Annotated in this window: 19 protein-coding genes, 1 tRNA gene and 1 pseudogene; 10 read left to right on the top strand and 11 right to left on the bottom strand. The window is 48.5% G+C overall.

Features of this window, described 5'->3' with window-relative positions; translation table 11 throughout:
* Positions 1 to 144: 144 nt before the first annotated feature.
* Positions 145 to 1,023 (top strand): annotated as a pseudogene (locus tag ACOJUO_RS09920) (ISL3 family transposase); the annotation flags it as partial.
* Positions 1,024 to 1,038: 15 nt separating this feature from the next.
* Here ACOJUO_RS09920 and ACOJUO_RS09915 read toward each other — a convergent pair.
* From ACOJUO_RS09915 to ACOJUO_RS09895, 5 genes are all read right to left on the bottom strand, one after another.
* Complete coding sequence (locus ACOJUO_RS09915) at positions 1,039 to 1,494, bottom strand: YaiI/YqxD family protein (RefSeq protein ID WP_422139691.1); 456 nt, start codon at positions 1,492 to 1,494, stop codon at positions 1,039 to 1,041.
* Positions 1,495 to 1,568: 74 nt separating this feature from the next.
* Complete coding sequence (locus ACOJUO_RS09910) at positions 1,569 to 2,945, bottom strand: sodium-dependent transporter (RefSeq protein WP_422139690.1); 1,377 nt, start codon at positions 2,943 to 2,945, stop codon at positions 1,569 to 1,571.
* A 312-nt stretch (positions 2,946 to 3,257) separates the two neighbouring features.
* Positions 3,258 to 3,569: a stress response translation initiation inhibitor YciH gene (gene yciH, locus ACOJUO_RS09905; RefSeq protein ID WP_422136557.1), complete on the bottom strand. Its 312-nt coding sequence runs from the start codon at positions 3,567 to 3,569 to the stop codon at positions 3,258 to 3,260.
* Positions 3,570 to 3,868: 299 nt separating this feature from the next.
* Positions 3,869 to 5,878, bottom strand: a complete 2,010-nt coding sequence (locus ACOJUO_RS09900) for a GMC family oxidoreductase (protein WP_422139689.1) — start codon at positions 5,876 to 5,878, stop codon at positions 3,869 to 3,871.
* Between the two features lie 487 nt (positions 5,879 to 6,365).
* Positions 6,366 to 7,418, bottom strand: a complete 1,053-nt coding sequence (locus ACOJUO_RS09895) for a DUF2333 family protein (protein ID WP_422136555.1) — start codon at positions 7,416 to 7,418, stop codon at positions 6,366 to 6,368.
* Positions 7,419 to 7,881: 463 nt separating this feature from the next.
* On the opposite strand from ACOJUO_RS09895, the gene ACOJUO_RS09890 reads away from it, so the two are divergent.
* Positions 7,882 to 7,958, top strand: a tRNA-Ile gene (locus tag ACOJUO_RS09890).
* A 91-nt stretch (positions 7,959 to 8,049) separates the two neighbouring features.
* Here ACOJUO_RS09890 and ACOJUO_RS09885 read toward each other — a convergent pair.
* Positions 8,050 to 9,501, bottom strand: a complete 1,452-nt coding sequence (locus ACOJUO_RS09885) for a phage major capsid protein (protein ID WP_422139688.1) — start codon at positions 9,499 to 9,501, stop codon at positions 8,050 to 8,052.
* Between the two features lie 222 nt (positions 9,502 to 9,723).
* Here ACOJUO_RS09885 and ACOJUO_RS09880 point away from each other — a divergent pair, with 222 nt between their 5' ends.
* A complete protein-coding gene (locus ACOJUO_RS09880; protein ID WP_422139687.1) occupies positions 9,724 to 10,176 on the top strand; it encodes a hypothetical protein in 453 nt (150 codons plus the stop codon).
* Here ACOJUO_RS09880 and ACOJUO_RS09875 read toward each other — a convergent pair.
* Positions 10,101 to 10,520: a hypothetical protein gene (locus ACOJUO_RS09875; protein ID WP_422139686.1), complete on the bottom strand. Its 420-nt coding sequence runs from the start codon at positions 10,518 to 10,520 to the stop codon at positions 10,101 to 10,103. The two genes, ACOJUO_RS09880 and ACOJUO_RS09875, sit on opposite strands and share 76 nt — an antisense overlap.
* A gap of 150 nt (positions 10,521 to 10,670) precedes the next feature.
* Positions 10,671 to 10,829, bottom strand: coding sequence for a hypothetical protein (locus ACOJUO_RS09870; protein ID WP_422139685.1), 159 nt, complete (start codon positions 10,827 to 10,829; stop codon positions 10,671 to 10,673).
* Positions 10,830 to 11,017: 188 nt separating this feature from the next.
* On the opposite strand from ACOJUO_RS09870, the gene ACOJUO_RS09865 reads away from it, so the two are divergent.
* From ACOJUO_RS09865 to ACOJUO_RS09835, 7 genes are all read left to right on the top strand, one after another.
* A complete protein-coding gene (locus tag ACOJUO_RS09865) occupies positions 11,018 to 11,371 on the top strand; it encodes a helix-turn-helix domain-containing protein (RefSeq protein ID WP_422139684.1) in 354 nt (117 codons plus the stop codon).
* Positions 11,372 to 11,752: 381 nt separating this feature from the next.
* Positions 11,753 to 13,129 (top strand): tyrosine-type recombinase/integrase, encoded by a 1,377-nt coding sequence (locus ACOJUO_RS09860; RefSeq protein ID WP_422139683.1) that lies wholly within the window; start codon positions 11,753 to 11,755, stop codon positions 13,127 to 13,129.
* Entirely contained in the window at positions 13,122 to 13,361 is a 240-nt protein-coding gene (locus ACOJUO_RS09855; RefSeq protein ID WP_422139682.1) for a hypothetical protein, read from the top strand. Before ACOJUO_RS09860 ends, ACOJUO_RS09855 begins: the two co-directional genes overlap by 8 nt.
* Positions 13,362 to 13,366: 5 nt before the next feature.
* A complete protein-coding gene (locus ACOJUO_RS09850) occupies positions 13,367 to 13,687 on the top strand; it encodes a hypothetical protein (protein ID WP_422139681.1) in 321 nt (106 codons plus the stop codon).
* A gap of 11 nt (positions 13,688 to 13,698) precedes the next feature.
* Positions 13,699 to 13,977: a hypothetical protein gene (locus tag ACOJUO_RS09845; RefSeq protein ID WP_422139680.1), complete on the top strand. Its 279-nt coding sequence runs from the start codon at positions 13,699 to 13,701 to the stop codon at positions 13,975 to 13,977.
* Complete coding sequence (locus tag ACOJUO_RS09840; protein WP_422139679.1) at positions 13,974 to 14,408, top strand: DUF7673 family protein; 435 nt, start codon at positions 13,974 to 13,976, stop codon at positions 14,406 to 14,408. The genes ACOJUO_RS09845 and ACOJUO_RS09840 overlap by 4 nt, the downstream gene beginning before the upstream one ends.
* Before the next feature lie 12 nt (positions 14,409 to 14,420).
* Positions 14,421 to 14,771 carry a hypothetical protein gene (locus ACOJUO_RS09835; protein WP_422139678.1) on the top strand — a complete coding sequence of 117 codons (351 nt, stop codon included), beginning with the start codon at positions 14,421 to 14,423 and terminating at the stop codon, positions 14,769 to 14,771.
* A gap of 81 nt (positions 14,772 to 14,852) precedes the next feature.
* Here ACOJUO_RS09835 and ACOJUO_RS09830 read toward each other — a convergent pair whose 3' ends face one another.
* The 3 genes from ACOJUO_RS09830 to ACOJUO_RS09820 form a co-directional block, all read right to left on the bottom strand.
* Positions 14,853 to 15,329 (bottom strand): hypothetical protein, encoded by a 477-nt coding sequence (locus tag ACOJUO_RS09830; RefSeq protein WP_422139677.1) that lies wholly within the window; start codon positions 15,327 to 15,329, stop codon positions 14,853 to 14,855.
* Positions 15,330 to 15,503: 174 nt separating this feature from the next.
* Complete coding sequence (locus ACOJUO_RS09825; RefSeq protein WP_422139676.1) at positions 15,504 to 16,031, bottom strand: hypothetical protein; 528 nt, start codon at positions 16,029 to 16,031, stop codon at positions 15,504 to 15,506.
* Between the two features lie 646 nt (positions 16,032 to 16,677).
* Complete coding sequence (locus tag ACOJUO_RS09820) at positions 16,678 to 17,619, bottom strand: STM4504/CBY_0614 family protein (RefSeq protein ID WP_422139675.1); 942 nt, start codon at positions 17,617 to 17,619, stop codon at positions 16,678 to 16,680.
* Positions 17,620 to 18,137: the final 518 nt, after the last annotated feature.

Raw genomic sequence — 18,137 nt, 5'->3', positions numbered from 1 at the left:
GTTTCTGAAGGGAGGCTTGAATTAGACATAGTTTTAATTTCATAGAACTATATTTGTATTTCTGGTCCTTTTGAAAAACGAGTGGCTAACGGAGTATAGTGCTCTCTCAATCTTTCCCGTTAAACTAACCTGAGTTACCTCTCCATGGAAGACCTGTTTCAGACAGCTCTCGGCATCGCCTCTCCCTGGTTTATTGAGTCTGTTAAGTTCAACACTGAGCAGTCACGGCTGGACATATACGTTAACTTCCAGAAAGGCTCTACCTTCCGGGACAGCATAGAGGATGACCCTTCCGGCAAGGCATACACAGCCTTTGACACTGTTAAGAAAACCTGGCGGCATCTGAACTTCTTCCAGCATGAGTGCTACCTGCATGCTCGTGTACCACGGATTAAACGAGATGATGGCAGAGTCCGTCTGATTCCTCCGCCCTGGAGTGGCAAGCTCAGCGGTTTTACCCTCTTGTTTGAGGCTTTCCTAATCCAAATGTGCCGATCAATGCCGATTCACCACGTCAGCAAGATAACCGGGGTTTCTGACTACCGGCTATGGAGACTTCTTGAACTCTACGTCAATGCGTCCAGATTTGATGAAGACTACAGTCGTTTACATACCTTGGGCATGGATGAAACATCGGCCACCAAAGGGCATGACTACATCACGCTGTTTGTGGACCTTGAGGAAAAGAAAACCCTATTTGTCGCTGACGGAAAAAGCAGTGATACCGTTAAGGCGTTTACAGAGGGCCTGAAAGAGCACAATGGCAAGCCGGAACAGGTCAAACAAGTGAGCTGCGATATGTCGCCAGCCTTTATCAAAGGAGTTCGAGAGGAGCTGCCATCAGCAGAAATCACCTTTGACAAGTTCCACATCATCAAGATCATCAACGAAGCTGTCGACAAGGTTCGCCGGGAAGAAGCTAAAACCAACCCGCTGCTTAAGGGGGCGAAGTACATCCTGTTAAAGAATGAAAGCAACTTGACGGCAAAGCAAAAAACACATCGTGAAAGTCTGAGTTTGCCTGGCCTCAACCTGAAGTCAATTCGAGCGCTGAACCTTTGCCAGCCACTTATCCAGCTGGTTGGCAAACTGCTGGCGATCACTCTGGCTCAGTGCCGGAGGCCCGCCGGATTCAATACCACTGGCGCGAAGTGTATCCATGAAGTCACGCATGTTCAGCCTTGCCCGAATATTGTCTTCTGTGAACAGTTCACCGCGAGGACTCAACGCAGCAGCACCTTTTTCAATCACTTCGGCGGCCAGAGGAATATCGCTGGTGATAACCAGGTCTCCGGACTCGGCTCTTTTAACAATCTCATTGTCTGCCACATCAAAGCCGGAGGCGACCTGCAGGGATTTTATAAAGCGTGACCCCGGAACCCTGAGTGGCTGGTTGGCCACCAGAGTCAGTGGGGTTTCGGTTCGGTCGGCGGCTCTGAATAGTATTTCCTTGATCACCACCGGGCAGGCATCGGCATCAACCCAAATTTTCATTCTGTGAGAAAGCTCTTAACCCGGAAACCAGGAACCTGTACTTAATACCATTTCGGTCTGAATTCCGGTTATCATCAAAAAGTGAAAAAGATCAGGACCATCACCATGAACGGGCAGAAAAACCGGATGTACCAGGGCCAGATCTTCCAGAAAAGACTGTGCTCAATATCCGGATATCCTTTCTGCAGTTCTTTCAGTTTTTGATCTCTGGACCATATCCAGGCCGCATAGATACAGACGACCAGGCTTAACAGAGGCATAGCATAGCGGGTTGTCAGGTTGACCACAAAGTCAAAGAGCACATCAAACCAGATCATCACGCAGACACTAACCCCGAAAGTAATCAGCGAGATCAGCCAGGAGCTGGCAGTCCTGCGGACATGAAGTCGTCTCTGAAAAACCGCTACCGGTACTTCCAGAATCGAAACTGCTGAGGTCAAAGCCGTAATGGTTAATAAAAGAAAGAAGGCCAGGGAAAGCAAAATACCCGGTGAACCAAACTGAAGAAAGAGCTGTGGCAAAACATCAAACACCAGCTTGTCGGCGCTTTTCAGAGCACCCTCTGCGGTGTAGATATCAATTCCGTGATTCAGCGCAACAAACATACCCGGAATAATCAGCAAACCGGCCATCACTGCGACCAGCGTATCAGTGACGGCAACACTGGCAGCCATCACCGGAATATTACAGTCGCGGGTCAGGTAGGCACCATAAACCACCATGATGCCTACCCCCAGAGACATGGAGAAAAATGACTGACCCAGGGCACTGATCAGAAGATCCTTATTCAGCAATTTGGAAAAATCAGGCAGCACAAAATACCGAAGACCTTTCAGGGCTCCTTCCTGTGTCATGGTGAAACCGATCAGCAGCAGAATCAGCAGCACCAGCATTGGCATCAGACGGCTACACCATTTCTCAATGCCATCAGCAACACCGCCGGAGACAATGGCCGCTACTATGACCATGAATGCACAGGCCGCTATCATGGTGGGCAAAGGATTAAATGAAGTCAGTGAGGTGGCCAGACTGTCCAGACCCAGAGCCACCGCTATGGGAGCCAGACCAAAACAGATGATCCAGCCGGAAATGATGGCGTAAAAGGTATAGATCAGCAGAACTGTGACTGTTGAAACCCAGCCAGTCAGCTTACCCAGCAGCTTGAAAAAATATCTGTTGCTGACACTTGCGAGGGTACTAACCGGGTCTGAGCGACCATAACGGCCAATTACCAGTTCAGCCACCAGCATCGGCCAGGCAAGGAGGAAAGAGAAACAAAGGTAGATTAGAACGAAGGCAGCACCACCATTGTCGGCAGTCTGGGCAGGGAATCCCCAAATATTGCCTATACCTACAGCGGAGCCCACAGCCGCAAGATAGAAACCCAGTCTGGATGTAAACTGTGGAGCATTCTCCGGAGTCTGTTCGTACGCAGTGTTTTCATGGTCCATTCAAGTGTACCTTTTTATGCCATGAAAAATAATGTCCTTCACTCATGGCTATTTGTACCGAGAAAATCTCATCCATCCGGGATGAAAAATTTCCTTACAAAAACGTCCTTATTCGTTGTATCTCCCCGGAGCACTGCATGAACTTAGTACACATGTACAACATAAAGCCCGAAGACTGAGTCTATATCTCAAAGAAAACATTTATCCAGTGTATACAAAACAAACAGATTGAGAGAATTATTTTTTAATTCTCCAAAAAAAGGCGCTTTCAGGAAAAAAAGAGCGTTTTTTTCCGTGAAGTTTTTGTCGAAGTTAACCGCCAGATCGCTTGGCATCGTAGCCAGCTTTCTTGAGCACATCGACCATGACATCCACATGATCTCCCTGCAGCTCGATATTGCCGTCTTTTACAGAACCACCACCGCCGCAGCGCTTTTTCAATGTTTTGGCGTAGGCCTTGAGGTCATTACCCGCAAGAGGCAAGCCACTGATCACTGTGACCACTTTACCACCACGACCTTTCTTTTCAGGGCGGACACGGACGTTGCCATCACCCACTTCTTCCCTGGGCTTTTCTTCCTTGATGCGACCCTTATCGGTCGAATAAACCAGTTTGCTGCTCATTCTTCACCTCAATCTCTTTTCAGCCAGCCTTTTTCCGTGACTTGCTCAATCTCACCAGAAAGAGCAGAAAGCCCATCACTTTCAGAGGCTGTCGCAAAAATATAGCTGCCATGCTTTTCGGCTCTGTCGGTCCCAGCGCAAAAAACCATAGGCTATCTCAAGTTGCAGAGCCCGGTTTTCAGGATGATAAAATTCCCACGCGGAATGAAGGAAAGAGCTGTTGCAGTTTTGCGACACCCTCGAAAGGACAGCGAGGGTGTCAGATGAATCTGGACAATACAAATCTTGGTAATGCTTGTCTAGTTTGCCTTGTCGATATTGTGAGCGGCTTTTTCAGCCATTATGTAAACAGCAAGTACCGGGAAAGTACCCACATGTCTTGGGAATACTGATGCATCAACGACACGCAAATTTTCGATACCTCGCACACGAAAGTCACTATCGAGCACCGAAAAAGTATCTTCTTCTCTACCGATGGCGGCAGTACTGAATGCGTGATGGCCCCAGGCTCGATCTCTAATTGCCTGCTTGAGTTCCTCATCGGATTGCAACGATCTCCCCGGCCAGACTTCCTGGTATTGCGTTCCATAAGTAGCTTCTGCGTTCTGAACAATATCACGCACCAATTTCACGCCCGCAAGAACACCTGCCAGGTCAGTCTCACCGGAATTCGGATTTCCACCCAGTTCTAATGTGTTCTTATTACCGTCTTCGAAGGAGTTGTAATTAACTGAAGGTCGATCAAAAGGACTATCCGTTTTAAGTGTTACAACACCACCACGGTTTTCATTATGACCTTTCAATACCACCCAGGTGAATCGTTTTGGTTGAAGTCCTGCCGCACTGTAGCCATCAAAGTAACCCGTAAACTGATTAACCAGGCCAAAGATATGCAGGTCCTCTTCAGGCTTGTCGGCTGAAGACTTTGTCAGTATCGACGTAAAGCTTAGATTAGTCGATAACACCGATTTCTCGCTTTGTGTGTTCAGCGCCTTCGCACCCGTCAAATACGCTACACAGCCTTCACCAAGAATATTACTCAACAATGAAAAACAATTCTCGATCCACTCCAGTTTGGCGGGTGCCTCATATACCATGCCGACTTCATATCGATCCTGAAGATTTCTCCCTACTCCCGGTAATGCATGGCGCAGGGAAATGTTGATATCAGCTCGATTAAATACTTCAGGATCACCAATACCGGACAACATAAGCAGCTGCGGTGTATTGTAGGCACCAGCCGCCAGAATTATCTCTTTAGCAGCAAAGACTTGATCACGAGTTTGGCCCGAAGCATCCTTATGAGTTTGATCAGCTTTGTATGCACCTTCAGCCACTACATACTCAACCCCCGTCGCTTTCTTGCTATCCTGACTATCAAACAACACCTTTGTGACCAAAGAATTGTACTGGACAACTAACAGCGGACTATCATTGTCATAGTCCCAGAGACCATCACTTTTACACTTATTTTCACGCTGACCGTCCGACAATCCGTCTGGATTTAAGGGATCTTCCATACAGGCGCTTGCCAGGATTCGTTCACGAACACTCGCCCTGAAGCCATCATTGTGAGCCACAGGCAACACCCACACGCCTTCTTCCTCGTTAGCTACCGATGCTTCCAGAAGGTTATTGTCGTTCAGATTTTCAACGATGGATTTATTACTGTCAAAATTAGGAGGATTCACAACTGATACTGCAGACTCAACCATCTCTTGAACATATTGACCATGTACATCATTAACCAGCCAGTCCGCTTCATATTTTTCAATAGAAGCCCAATCGTAGAGAATAGGCAGATAAGTACTATTTATATTGCTGGCCGACCAAGAGTCATCGCCCGTCAATTGAGCCAAGGAATCCCAGTCTGAATTTTTTGGCAGCACGTTGATCATGGCATTGTTCGCTGAAGAACCACCTATCCCTGTGCCTCGAGGATAAAAAATGCCTTCTCGCGAGGTTCCGGAGGGACAGTCACAGTTGCCATTGTCCTGAACAATACAGCTCACGCGCTTCCCGGGATCATCATTGATCCGACACATCGCATTAGAGTTACGTGCAGCCTTCGCTGGGTCACTGTAATGTTCGACATAATAAGACCAACTTCTGCCCGGCTTTTCACTTGCAAAGGGGTGATTGGCAGGAATGGGGTAGGTTGGGTTTCTATCAGCCGGATCACCACCTGCATCGATGAGTAATACTGAATGCCCCAGGTGCGCCAGTCGTGATGCAACAGTTCCACCACCTGAACCAGCACCTACGACAACAAAGTCATACTCGGGTTCGGGTTCGCAATAAAATATCATGCAGTACAAATCAGAACTGGAAATTGCTTCAGCAGCACTGGACCAACCTGAAGTTATAATGGCCAGGAAAAATAGACTAAATCTTGTTAGCTTCACTTAAACAGCCTTTTAATAATATTTTAATTATAATTGTCAGTGCTAATCCTGAGCGAAGATGGCTCGGCTCAATAGCCTTGACTTTGCTCTTCATTCCTTTGAGAACTGCTCACCCTGTGAGGACAAAGCAACAATACCAAATAATCGCGGCTAGATCCCCTAACCTGATTACAAATAAATAGAATAGTCTGAGGGACATTCGAACAGGATCTAACCTACTCGAATTTTTTTATATTTACGGTGGGTATACCAGGCCCGTTATCGGGCGGCTCTTTGTGAATGCCCACCGCCCTGTCGAGGGTTTACGACGATTTTGCTAATTTTGTAGCATTTTTAGCCGCTTTGCGGCTTCAGGAAAAATTAAAAACAGAACTAACAATTCACAGTGCATCTACCCCTGCTCAAGCAGTCGGCGCAAGTCGATAATGCCGGCATTGGCGCGAGAGATATAATTGGCCATGACCAGTGAATGGTTGGCCAGTATGCCAAATCCGCTACCGTTAAGAATGAATGGACTCCAGACTGTTTCCTGAGTAGCTTCCAGTTCCCGAATAATTTGCTTCAGGCTGATCGTAGCGTTCTTTTTTTCCAGTACATCGGCAAAGTCGACCTCTATCGCCTTCATTAGATGAATCAGTGCCCAGGAAGAACCACGGGCTTCGTAGAAAACATCATCGATTTTGGTCCAGGGCGTTTTCACTTCCACCAGCGTCTCTGCTTCTGTGGACTGGGAAGCTTCCGCATCCCCTGCCAGATCAGTATTAATACGCGGTTTGCCGACACTGGCACTGAGTCTTTGAGAAAGACTGCCCAGACGGGTTTCAACATCGGTCAGCCAGCGGGTCAGGTTATCGGCACGGGCGTAGAACTGGGCGGGATCCTGCTTATCGGGCAGTCGACGCATATAATTGCCCAGCTTATCGATACCACGCTGGTATTCTTTTTCACTGGAAGGAAGAATCCAACTCCTGGAATCAAAGTTAAACTGAGGCTCGGCAATGGCAAGATCGCGATCTTCCTGAGACTGGGACTGCGAACGACTCATATCTTTACGAAGAGAGCGCGCCATATCACGCACCTGAACCAACACACCCAGCTCCCAGCTTGGCATATTATCCATAAACACACCGGGAGGACCGATATCATTTCGGGTATAGCCACCGGATTTGCTCAGCAGCGTGTCCGCAATACGATAAAGCGTAGCCGTAGTCGTGTAACCCACCACAACTTCCTGGTCATTGGCCTGTGCCATCTGCTCAGTATTGGCTTTTACTGAAAAACTATCCGGTTCAATACTCCAGTAAATACCTAAAGCAGTCAGGCCAATTATCAGGACACCAACAGCAACAGCAATCATTTTGGCCCCAGGTATACCACCACTCAGGGTGCTCGTGAGACCCTCAGTTACTGAAGACAGACGCTCTTTTATCTTTTCCAGAGCCATAGATTCCTCATTGCTCCAATCTGAATCCTGTTCATTATCCTCTATTCAGTGCGGGTATTAAAGACGCAGTCATTGCACTATGTGAATGACCGCTTGGCAAAACGCCGTGAGCTCTCGCCCACTACGAGGCTATCGCAAAATTGCTGCGCTTTGCTGATAGGGCGGGAAAATGCCCCTGCCACAATCCTTCATGACCTGCCGGACTTCCATCCAACAGAGGCACTGCTTTTATTTCGACAAGACACAGCAGGCGCTGACAAAAAAGCAGGTGCCAACGATGCTTCTTTTACACTTCAAGACCTGTTAAAGAACCTTTTTTGATCGATAAAAGCTTTATTAAAATCAGAGGGTTGGCGAGAGCGCCCTGATATGCTTATAATTCACCTCCACTAAGAACCAAGCCCTGAAGTCTTGTGCGTTATACGCTACCAACAGGAAAGATTACGGGGTTGGTGTCAAAATGGGGCCTTTAGCTCAGTTGGTTAGAGCATCCGACTCATAATCGGCAGGTCCTGGGTTCGAGTCCCGGAAGGCCCACCAGATACAGCAAAGCCCGTAGCGTCAGTGAACACTACGGGCTTTTTTGTGTCTACGAATCTAGGGCAGGTAAAAGGGCAGGTTTCTTACAGCACTAAGCCACCTTATCTTTCTTCCGTGATGCCGATTCAGTCGATGCCGATTCAGGCGCCGGATTCATGTTAATGATCTTCACAAACTGGTCCGGACGCTGCACCGCGACATCGCCACGCCACAGCACCCGGATGGCGATGGCGTTCTGGCTGAACAGGCTCAGTTCCTCCTGAATGCCTTCCTTGGGTATCTGCCCGGTGGTGGCGTATTCCAGCCGCAGGTTATGGCGGACGCCGATGGCCAGCTGTGACCAGTCGCCAACGATGGCGGTGTGCTCATCCAGCTGGTTGGTGTCGTAATGCCGGACCTGTGACCAGCTGGCCGGTGGCATCAGCGGCTGGCCATCGGTGGCGGTCAGGGCATCCAGCAAACCGAAATTGACCGGCGCCATCATCAGCCCGCTGGGTTCGCCGTTGACCTGCCGGACCCGTGTCACGGCCTGTGAAAACGGCGCGTAACTGTCCAGGGCGGCGCTCAGGTCGATCGCCTGCACGTCGGCGGTGTTCAGCACACCCACCGGCTCGATGCGCTCGGACGTTTCACTGTCGACGGCACCGGCACCGGACAGCGCCGCCTGGTCAATGCCCTCGGCCATGACGTTGCTCAGGGTCCGGGTCAGGAAGCTGTTCAGGCCGATGGCGTCCTCCAGCAATTCACGCGACAGCGTCACCAGCGCACCCAGGCTGCACGATTTCAGCACCACCGGCTCCAGGCTGATGCCGGTGCGGTGGATGTGACCCAGCTCGGGCCGCCAGGCAACGCTGGCATCACCGGTCTGGCGTGGTACGGTCAGGGTCGCGCTGTCCATTGGCCAGACCACCGCACCCGCCGTCAGCACGCGCGACTTGTTGCGGGCCAGGTCGATCACCTCAGCCGCCAGCGGTGTCGGAATCAGCACACCGCCGGTGCCGGTGCTGGTCATCGTGCGCCGGGTCTGCTGATTGTGCTCACCGGTCAGCCAGGCGCGGACATAGCCACCCAGCTTCAGATCGCCCAGGTCTTCAGAACGCACAAACTTACGGCACCAGTCGCTCATGCGCTGGTCCTGGGTCAGCGGTTCGAATTCGCTCAGCTCTGAAGCCTGTCGGCGCACATCCAGATACAGTGGATTGCCCAAATCGTCCTTGATGATTTCACGGGTACCCTTGGGCAGCGGGTTCAGTGGCTTGTCGATGTGGTACTTTTCGATAAACCGCTGACACCATTCTTGCAGGGCATCGAAGGCTTGCTGTTCGCTCTCATCCAGCCCACGCGCCTGCTGCTCCGCCTGGTTAATCAGGGTTTCCATACTTTTTGCCAGTGCCTCGCTGGCGTCCTTCAGATCTTCCGCGTCCAGTTCATTGGAGCGAATCTGCATCTGTTTCTCATCGTCGTTGTAGAACCTTCTCAGAATCCTGATGGCGTCCGGGCAATGCCGGTTAATGGCGTCAAAGTGCTTGATGTGCATCTTCATGGTGAAGACTCCTGTAAATTGAAAGGGTAGTTATAGGGTAGGCGACACAGGCCATGTCCGGCTGAAAGCCCGGTATCCGGGTTTTACCTGACATTCAGGACAAACACGCCAGCATGAGGTGAGGTATGCAGGCACTGATTGAAACCAGCTACCAGGACGCGGTGAAACGCTATCAGCAAGTCAGCAACCACCGTCGTTTACCCTGTCGGTGGTATTCGAACTTTGAACGTAACAACTGGTACTTGCGCGACCGGGACGGGTACCACCTGGCGACGGTCGAACTGGGCCGGTGCCGGGTGCATCTTCCGGACGGGCAGATCGTCCGGTCAGGATGACGACGACCACCTGTCGGAAAGCCAAAGGGCGATGGTGGCGGAAAAAATCGCCACAGTAAAAAACGGCGGTAACCGCAAATCCGATCAGTCTGCAAATTTGCAGACTGATCTGACCGTGTCCCAGGCCGCCGAACTGATGACCGTATCCGACCGGGCGGTACATCATGCCCGCACCGTCCGCCGCCAAGGCATTCCCGAACTGATCGAAAAGGTCGAAACCGGCGACGTCAAGGTATCGGTCGCCGCCGACGTGGCCGCACGACATCAGTCAACAATCACCGGATACTGTTTTTTCATCCTGGTCCGGCGCTTCATCCAGTCGTCCAGGGATTCAGTCTGACCGGCTGCTTTATCATCATCGTCCAGCGCTGCTACCCACTGGCGGACGGTGGCCGTCAGTTGCCTGAGCTGGCTGTGCTGCTGGACACGAAAGCCGTCCGGGTTGGTCTGTAGCTGGTGCTTCAGCAGCGCCAGCTGGGCCAGGGTGGTTTCGTCAACGCTGTCCAGCGGCGGCAGGCGTTCGGCCAGCTTGCGGTAGATCACCTTGACGTCGTCCGGCAGCCAGGCCGGGATGACACGACACTGGCGGTTGCTGGCGGCGCTGTCCCTGCGATCGGCATGACGACAGGGCTGGTAGGTGTTTTGCAGCTGGTGCACGTCGGTGGGCTTGCGGGTTCTGGGCATGGCTAAGGATCATGACAGGGTGACAACAGGATAAGTATAGATTCGGCGGCAGCCCTTGCGGTTCTAACAGGGAGGGCATGTTAAATAGCTACAGCTTTTTGAAAGCAGACCGCCGCCGATGCGCAAATTTTTATGCGTGCAATTTAAAAATCAGGTGGCCTCCGCGTGATCGTAGGCGTCGTTGGTGATGCGGTCGTTCTGCACCGACCGGATGCGCTGTTCAATCTGGTGGGCCAGCTGTTCCGAACTTTGGCCCGGCTGCTGGGTGATGTTGAAGGTCACGTGGTTGTCCTGGCTGACACGAAGCACAGAGACCACCGGGGGACGGGGCTTTTGTCTAAGGAGATTCTGAAAAGGAGTGATCATAAATGGCCTCAAGTGCGAGAATAATCGACTATTCTGGTGTATTGAATGCACAAGAAAACAGGAAGCCACGAATAGAAAGTGGTGAACTGGCTGCCGTATACAGATTTCAACCAATACGGGAGACTGGTGTAGTGAATGAACCAGTTGAGACAGGCCCGATAAACATGGCAATACCCGGAGACAATGTTCGCAGACTCAGACTCGAAAAAGGCTGGTCCATGCGAGAACTGGCAGAGCGTTGTGTGACCGAAGACAAGACAATGGATCACACAACCATCATGCGACTGGAGAAGGACAAGGGCTATACCCGTGCCACTCTTGAGCGTGTCGCCAAAGCTCTGGGTCTCAGAAACCATGAAGACCTGTTCGTCCCAGAAGAACTGGCCGGATTCGAAAAACTCGATGATTCCGACCGTGCCCAGATTGCCAACATGGTTCAGGCGCTGGCACTCTCTGCTGAACGCAGACAGGCTGTAAACAGCTAATCCTTCCTCTTTTGTTGCTTTCATAACTCCCTCTTCTTCCTAAAGCTCCGGTCCCGGGGCTTTAATTTTTTTGTCTGGTGCATTGACTGCAACAATTTCTTTAAGCTAACCTTAGCTCAAATGGTGCAATAGATGCAACATTGAAAAATAAAAGAGAAGACAGATGGAAGCGCAAAACATTCTGGACACTCAGGATGATCCGACTCTGTCAGTGGTCGACGTAGCAGACCGCTCAGGCCAGAGCGTGTCCTTCATCTATGCCGAAGTCGAACGGGGAAACATTGAGTACTACGACTTTGGCAATGGCAGAAGGTGGATCAAATTCAGTGAAAAGCAGTTGGCGGACTACTTTGAAAGCCGTCGCAGGAAGAGGAATTCAGCATGGGCAAACGCCGTACAAAACCGTGGAAGCGGGTCAAGACAAACGCCGGATGGCGGATTAAGTACGACTACAAAGACCAGCGGCTCGGTATCGCGAGGACTCGGGAAACTTTTAACACAAACGAAGAGGCGGAAGACTTCCACGAAAGGCTGATTGCCAACGCCAAGAAAGTATCAAGGGGGGAGAAGCCAGAACGCATCTTTGGCGAAGCCATGATGGAGTACCTGACGCTGGTGTCTGTTAACAAAACCAGCCACCGCAACGATCTGAGCGACGCCGCTATGTTGCGCATTCCTTTTGAATACAGGAATAAATTCTGGCGACTGGAAGACCTGCCGTTGAATGACTCAGAGACAGGCATAGTGGTCGGGTTGGAGCTTTATTTTAAAGACCAGTTAAAGATCTCAAAACGAGCCTACCTGAACAAAGAGTTGTATCAGCTTCGCAAGGAAACGGGTGGCTCTTTCTGGTATCACCAGACTCACCCCGCCAGTGAAGATATTCCAAAACCACGCACTCTGGTGACCGATCCAGTTCTGCTAAAACGATTGGAGCAGACAAAAGGCAGGGGGCCAGTTAAGAAAGATACCCTGCGACTCCGGCAGATTTTGGCCTCAAGCATTCTTTCCTATGCCTACCGTAAGCGTAGATGGATAGACATTAACCTGGCTGACTTCATTGATCGCATCGAGCCCGGAAAATCGCGCATTGATTTTTTGACCTCTGAACAGCTTGCCTGCCTGCTCGAAAAAGCCCAGGAACTTTACGGGGGATATTTCACCCGGCTCATCAAGGGGGGCGTCTGGATCGGCTGGCGACGCAGTAACCTGATCGGGCTGACTTGGGACAGGGTGATCTGGCCGGAAGAAGTGAAAGACCCTGTGACTGGCGAAAAAGAAATACGACCCGGCTATCTCATTGTTCATGGTGCTGAAGAACAGGATGTCAACCCCTTCGATCTCTCCCAAAGAGAAACAAGAACCAAAAACAAAGACGTTCTGATGACCACAATGACCCGCCGGCTTGAGCTGCTTCTGCGTGAATGCTGGGAGCACAAACACCCTCACTCTGAAGTCGTCTTCCACAAAGGAGACGGACGCCGCTATGGTGATTTCCGAAAGAAGTTCAACAGGCTAAAAAAAGAGCTGAACATTCCTGAGCGCTTCCGTTGGCACGACCTCAGACACACTTGGGCAACTGAAGCACTGAATGCCGGAGTGGATAACAGAACCATGATGGACGAGCAGGGCTGGAAGGATCGGCGCATGGTGGATCGTTACAGCCATACACGTCTGCAGGACCGACTGGAAAGAATGAACCGAGTCGGTCAGGCCAAACCTCAGAGCCTTCGATCGAAAGGTGACGACGATGCCTAATCCCATCATTGAGCTGCTGTCTGACACAAGACCTATGTCAGGCCCGGAAATCCTGATTCACTTCCCGCTCGCAGAAAGAAGACAGCGCACGAGAGATCTGGAAGAGCTGGTTGCCAGGGGCGAGGTTATTCACGTTCCCATGGTAGAGCAACAAGTGCGGATCGCCGCATTCAAACTGCCCGAAGGCAGCCGTTGCCAACGTTCCATCTTCGATCTGGACGAGCTGGGGTAACCATCATGAGACGCTGGACAAAAAAAGAAGAACAGTACCTCGAAGCCAATTACAAAAAATACCCACTGGATGAGACAGCCTGCGCTCTGGGCAGAACCCGAAACAGCGTTTTTAGTAAGGCTCTGTACATGGGAATAACCGGCCAGGTGACAGGAGAGGAGCATAAGTGGTCACGACATTCCGACCACGATATAGCACTGGCCAGAGCCCTCGCTGAAGAGAATGTCCCGGTGGCAACGATCAGCGAAAAACTCTGTATTCCAAGACGCACGCTCTACTACTACCTGAACAACCCTGACAAACGACCAACCCGGGCGCTGGCCTGAAGGAGACCGTTATGGACGCGGTAATAAAAAAACGAGGACGTAAAAGAGAGACCGACCCCATCAAAGCCGCCTGCATTCTTCTGGATGAAAGAAACACATCGCCGGAAGAACGCTCCCCGAATTACAAAGAAGCCCTTCGCAAGTTAATTGAAGCGCAGATTCAGGAATTCAAAGCCAGGGGAGGCAGCATTAAACAAATCCCCTCCGGAGTGATGACCACATCGGAGAACCCGATCTCAAAGAAAAACATCGTCTGGAAAGACCATCTTAAACAGGAAGAGACAGCATGACCAAACAAACCATGACACCCGAAGAAAAGTACGCAGCTTCAGTCGAGGTGCTGTCCGATCTCGCTCTGAACCAGGGTAGCGGTTATGCCCGCTGTGCCGCCCAGGTCCTTCTCTCTGCATACAACGGAGCTAACTGGCAGCTCAATGTCACCGACCTGTGTGAGCTGGATGACAAAAACATGATCCATGCGATGAATGTTCTAATGCTCCGTCGCTCCGTCCGTGAAGAACCCCATTACATGATCGAAAACGGCGACGAAATATTCCAGAAAATAGCCAAGCGCTGGAAGCGCTACCGCATAGACAATCGTTACAAGCGCGATTGCCCAGACTGCTACGGCTCAGGTGAGCAGGAAATCTGGGACGACACCGACGAATTAATAGGCACCCGGACCTGTACTACCTGTAATGGTGAGAAGTGGTTGGGTTAAAAGGAGATAGCAATGGAAACAACCACACTGGAACATTACATAAAAAAAGCGCAGGCCAAGCGCTCATCCATATTAAACACCTCAGATCGTGGCAAATCAGCGTACGCTCTGGCCAGTATGGCATTAGAGCACGGTAGCGCCAGTGCTGAAGCTGCGGCTTCTTTGTTGCTGGCCATGGAATACGGCAAAGCGTTTGATTTTGTAAAGCTCCTTTCATTCGATACTGAAAACCGTGCTCATGCTGACCTGGTATTAATGGGTTACCAACCACATCACCTCTGGCCTTCGGCATGGATGGATGAAGCTGGGTATCACGGGCAGGATGTTATGGATACTCTGCTGGATAAGTGGGGGATTGCATAACCCTTGCCTGTGGAAAGGGCACTCTCGCAATGAGTGCCCCTGACCATACAGTTATTAAGCTGCTTTTTTGCGATTAAATATTTAATCAATATTGATTCCTTCTGGCTGCATAAGATTTTTTAACTCATCATTGGCAGCCAAAATTTCATCATGACATTGCTGAATATATTCTAGGGATATCTCGTGACGCTCTCTCTGTGACTTTTTCCTATGTAACTCTATCATCACAGTCAATAACCCATCAGAGCTAGACATTATTCCATGAATGATTTTGTTTCTCTTTGAAATAAAACCGTTTTCAGAAGAAGCATTGTTTTTAAATCGTTGAAGAAGTGCCCTTAACTTTTCACTGTTCTCATAGTGATCAAGAAGTGATATGGCTAATTCAATTTTAGGTCGTATATCCATAGGACCTGTTATCATTACTCCAACATCTTTCTCTATAGATAACTGGCTCCAGATAACATTCGAAATCAAGTAATCAAAGTAAGAGTACTGAGTACAAATGTATCCTACAAGCTCAGCACGTTTTTTGACGTTTAGAGGATCATCGATCATGATGCTGACTCTCTGTGCAGATAATGCTTAGTTTGAAAACTTAAACCTACACCAGATAATAATGATTTTGAAATAATAATATTGACTTGCGAGATACTTTTTATTCCACTGGATATTCTTCAGCTAATGAAAAAAATCAGGATGGTTGCCACAGACAGACATCCTGATTTATTGTTAGGCCATTTTTTGAGTAGGTATGAATTCAGTTGTTTTACTTTCAGGAAGAACAACAAACTCTTTAGCAAAAAAATTCAGCTTTTGAATCGAAGCAAGCACAATAGCCACTGGAATAAGGTAAATTAACCATGCTCCAGAATTAACAACAAATGCCAAGCCTACGACAAGATTCGCCTGCCTAAATATCTCTTTCAGTTCTTCATCCTCACACTCATTGATAGTTTCAATTCTTTTCTTAACTTTATGGAGCAGTTCTGGATTATGATCCACTTCTTGTTCTATATCTCTCATTACCTTTAAATCAAGATAAGGAAGCCTACTAATAAGATTATTAATACCGCTATGAACGATATTAAATGCACTTATATTTGTTTTACTTCCTGATTTTATTTTATGCATACGCAATCGATCTCTTATTTTGAAGAGCCGATTTCTAAGCATCAATCTTAACGATGGCAAAATAATTCCGTCATAGACGAAATGCCAAAGTGCTAAGAAAATCACAGCTACAATTATATAACTCATGCTGAATCACTCGAGTTAAATTTAACCCCTGCCAAAGAACTCTGTAAGTCAGATTTCTCTTTCCCAATCCTTCGGCACTCTGTACTAAATTTGGTTCTCATTTTTTTTGCATGATAAAACCAGCCAAATGCCAGAATAAATGATAGTACATACCCCATTAATCCCCCATCAGTTAGGTGTTCTATAACTTGGAACATGAGTTTAGAGACATCTTCTGGAGGCATGCGCCATAGTACCAGAATCAGGAGTCCAATTACTCCAAGTATCGGCAACTGACCTCTGTTTATTGAGGAAACAGTAATATCTCGTACTGACTGAGCCCAAGTGACAGGGGCTATACGAGTATTACGTTTACGTCCCTTATTTTTACTCATCTTCCCAATTGATACCTTAATTCACTGCACACCCGTGCTTGATGGTACCAAATGATATATGGTGAGTACAGCTATGCCTTGCGTCTTAAGAAGGGGCTGCTAGTACGAAGGCTTCAAGGACTCCGGATTCTTTCCAATTTCAGCTTCTGAGACAGTGGCCTACCGCCGATCGGGAACAACGTGTCTATTCCGGTTAGTGACTGGGTGGGTCGAGAGATGATGCGGTATATGACTCAAGCGGTCTAAGACCCAGTTCAGGAGCGCCGCAGGCGTCACTTGGATTTTCTTGATAGATTCGATTCGCACTTGACAAGAAATAGAAGGTTGCTTGCTGTTAAGTGCAAAGTATAACTTGCCAAGTGCTCAGGAACTTCACTGACATCAACGCCTTGACCATGGCCACCTTCTTTATTTCGCACTGTTGGTATGCCGCTTTCGAGTAATGTGCGAATCGATGAGTATTGTGTTTGAAGGTAGCTTGGTATTAACTCATTAGTTAAACAAACATTTATCAATTTCTTAGCAGTATCTGTTTTTCCATAACGCCATGAGTTTTTTTCGCAAATTGCCTTCATTAAACTTTCGAAAGATTTCAGACATTCTACGAGGCACTCTTTGTATCTCTTATGCCTATAGTGCTCATGTGCTTTAAGAAACTCAGAGTTTGCACCTTGATATTGCTTAGTAGAACCCAAAACTCTGAGAGTAGGCTTAACTGCTTCAGAATGAATAAATTGTGAATCAACTCTCACAAGTTCACTACTTTCAAACTGATAGCCAACGCCAGACTCTTTGAATCGCCCGTTAAGCTCTACAATTGCCTCATCAGGGGTTATGGCCCTCCCTGTTGCCTGCCTAAAATTCAATTCGTTATCACGAACATGCTGATCAATTACTCTGAAAGAAAGCTCAATTAAATCGAGGCATTGTTCATAATCTTTAGATTCCAAGAAATATTTAAATACAGCATCGGAATTGGAAGTCTCATTTTGTTTTAATGTGAATACTCCATATTCCCTACACAATATCTTATGAATCTCTTGATAGGCATAGTTTGTAGCTACATTGTAGCTGCATTCAACTCCGATCGCGTCACGTATGATATGAACAACTTGTACTCGAAATTTTTGTGGAATTTCTTCGTATACATAAACATCTGGTACTTCACCACGTAGTTTTTTTTGCCTTTTTGAGAATAAATTGAAAATTGGCATGTTTAATCCAATGTTTGCTTAGCAGCTAGCCTGACTGGTATCAACAGCGGGGCAACAGGCTCACCCAGAAGGGCAGTGCTGTCTGTCTGTCATTGTTATGTGACATGTCTCACAAACAAAGGTCACTGACCGTTTTTATGAGTTAATCACGGACTTGAGTCTCAAACTTGTAGCCCCTCATCTGAGCTTCTGAAACACAAGCTTCATAGCGGTTGTTTGCCATTGTACCACTTATAATACCAAAGCCAGTTGCTTGACAAATAACTTTTTGCCCTTCCTCATTGACTAATACAGCATTTGGGCTTACACAGCTTGTCAGTGAGACTAGAGCAACTAATAACAGAATGTGCCGCATATCATTCACCTTACTGTCGATTAATATTTGCACCCTATAAAAGTATGTTCAATTATCGGCCATTTACCTTTCTGGGAGGGAAAAAAGTTGCGATGAATGCACCTGAAAATAATGATTGAATAGGTCTAGTAGCGTATTTTAAATGACACACAGGTGACATAAC

The organism is Endozoicomonas sp. ALC020 (genome assembly GCF_049275935.1).
In the GTDB taxonomy this organism is placed as follows: domain Bacteria; phylum Pseudomonadota; class Gammaproteobacteria; order Pseudomonadales; family Endozoicomonadaceae; genus Endozoicomonas_A.
This window is presented reverse-complemented; position numbering and strand designations above follow the sequence as displayed.

Excerpts from the sequence above, each read along its gene's own strand:
- ACOJUO_RS09840 (WP_422139679.1), top strand. The coding sequence starts at position 13,974 with ATGACCAAACAAACCATGACACCCGAAGAAAAGTACGCAGCTTCAGTC.
- ACOJUO_RS09885 (WP_422139688.1), bottom strand. The coding sequence starts at position 9,501 with ATGAAGATGCACATCAAGCACTTTGACGCCATTAACCGGCATTGCCCG.
- ACOJUO_RS09845 (WP_422139680.1), top strand. The coding sequence starts at position 13,699 with ATGGACGCGGTAATAAAAAAACGAGGACGTAAAAGAGAGACCGACCCC.
- ACOJUO_RS09850 (WP_422139681.1), top strand. The coding sequence starts at position 13,367 with ATGAGACGCTGGACAAAAAAAGAAGAACAGTACCTCGAAGCCAATTAC.
- ACOJUO_RS09895 (WP_422136555.1), bottom strand. The coding sequence starts at position 7,418 with ATGGCTCTGGAAAAGATAAAAGAGCGTCTGTCTTCAGTAACTGAGGGT.
- ACOJUO_RS09830 (WP_422139677.1), bottom strand. The coding sequence starts at position 15,329 with ATGATCGATGATCCTCTAAACGTCAAAAAACGTGCTGAGCTTGTAGGA.
- yciH (WP_422136557.1), bottom strand. The coding sequence starts at position 3,569 with ATGAGCAGCAAACTGGTTTATTCGACCGATAAGGGTCGCATCAAGGAA.
- ACOJUO_RS09835 (WP_422139678.1), top strand. The coding sequence starts at position 14,421 with ATGGAAACAACCACACTGGAACATTACATAAAAAAAGCGCAGGCCAAG.
- ACOJUO_RS09910 (WP_422139690.1), bottom strand. The coding sequence starts at position 2,945 with ATGGACCATGAAAACACTGCGTACGAACAGACTCCGGAGAATGCTCCA.
- ACOJUO_RS09915 (WP_422139691.1), bottom strand. The coding sequence starts at position 1,494 with ATGAAAATTTGGGTTGATGCCGATGCCTGCCCGGTGGTGATCAAGGAA.
- ACOJUO_RS09875 (WP_422139686.1), bottom strand. The coding sequence starts at position 10,520 with ATGCCCAGAACCCGCAAGCCCACCGACGTGCACCAGCTGCAAAACACC.
- ACOJUO_RS09860 (WP_422139683.1), top strand. The coding sequence starts at position 11,753 with ATGGGCAAACGCCGTACAAAACCGTGGAAGCGGGTCAAGACAAACGCC.
- ACOJUO_RS09825 (WP_422139676.1), bottom strand. The coding sequence starts at position 16,031 with ATGAGTTATATAATTGTAGCTGTGATTTTCTTAGCACTTTGGCATTTC.
- ACOJUO_RS09820 (WP_422139675.1), bottom strand. The coding sequence starts at position 17,619 with ATGCCAATTTTCAATTTATTCTCAAAAAGGCAAAAAAAACTACGTGGT.
- ACOJUO_RS09855 (WP_422139682.1), top strand. The coding sequence starts at position 13,122 with ATGCCTAATCCCATCATTGAGCTGCTGTCTGACACAAGACCTATGTCA.
- ACOJUO_RS09900 (WP_422139689.1), bottom strand. The coding sequence starts at position 5,878 with ATGATATTTTATTGCGAACCCGAACCCGAGTATGACTTTGTTGTCGTA.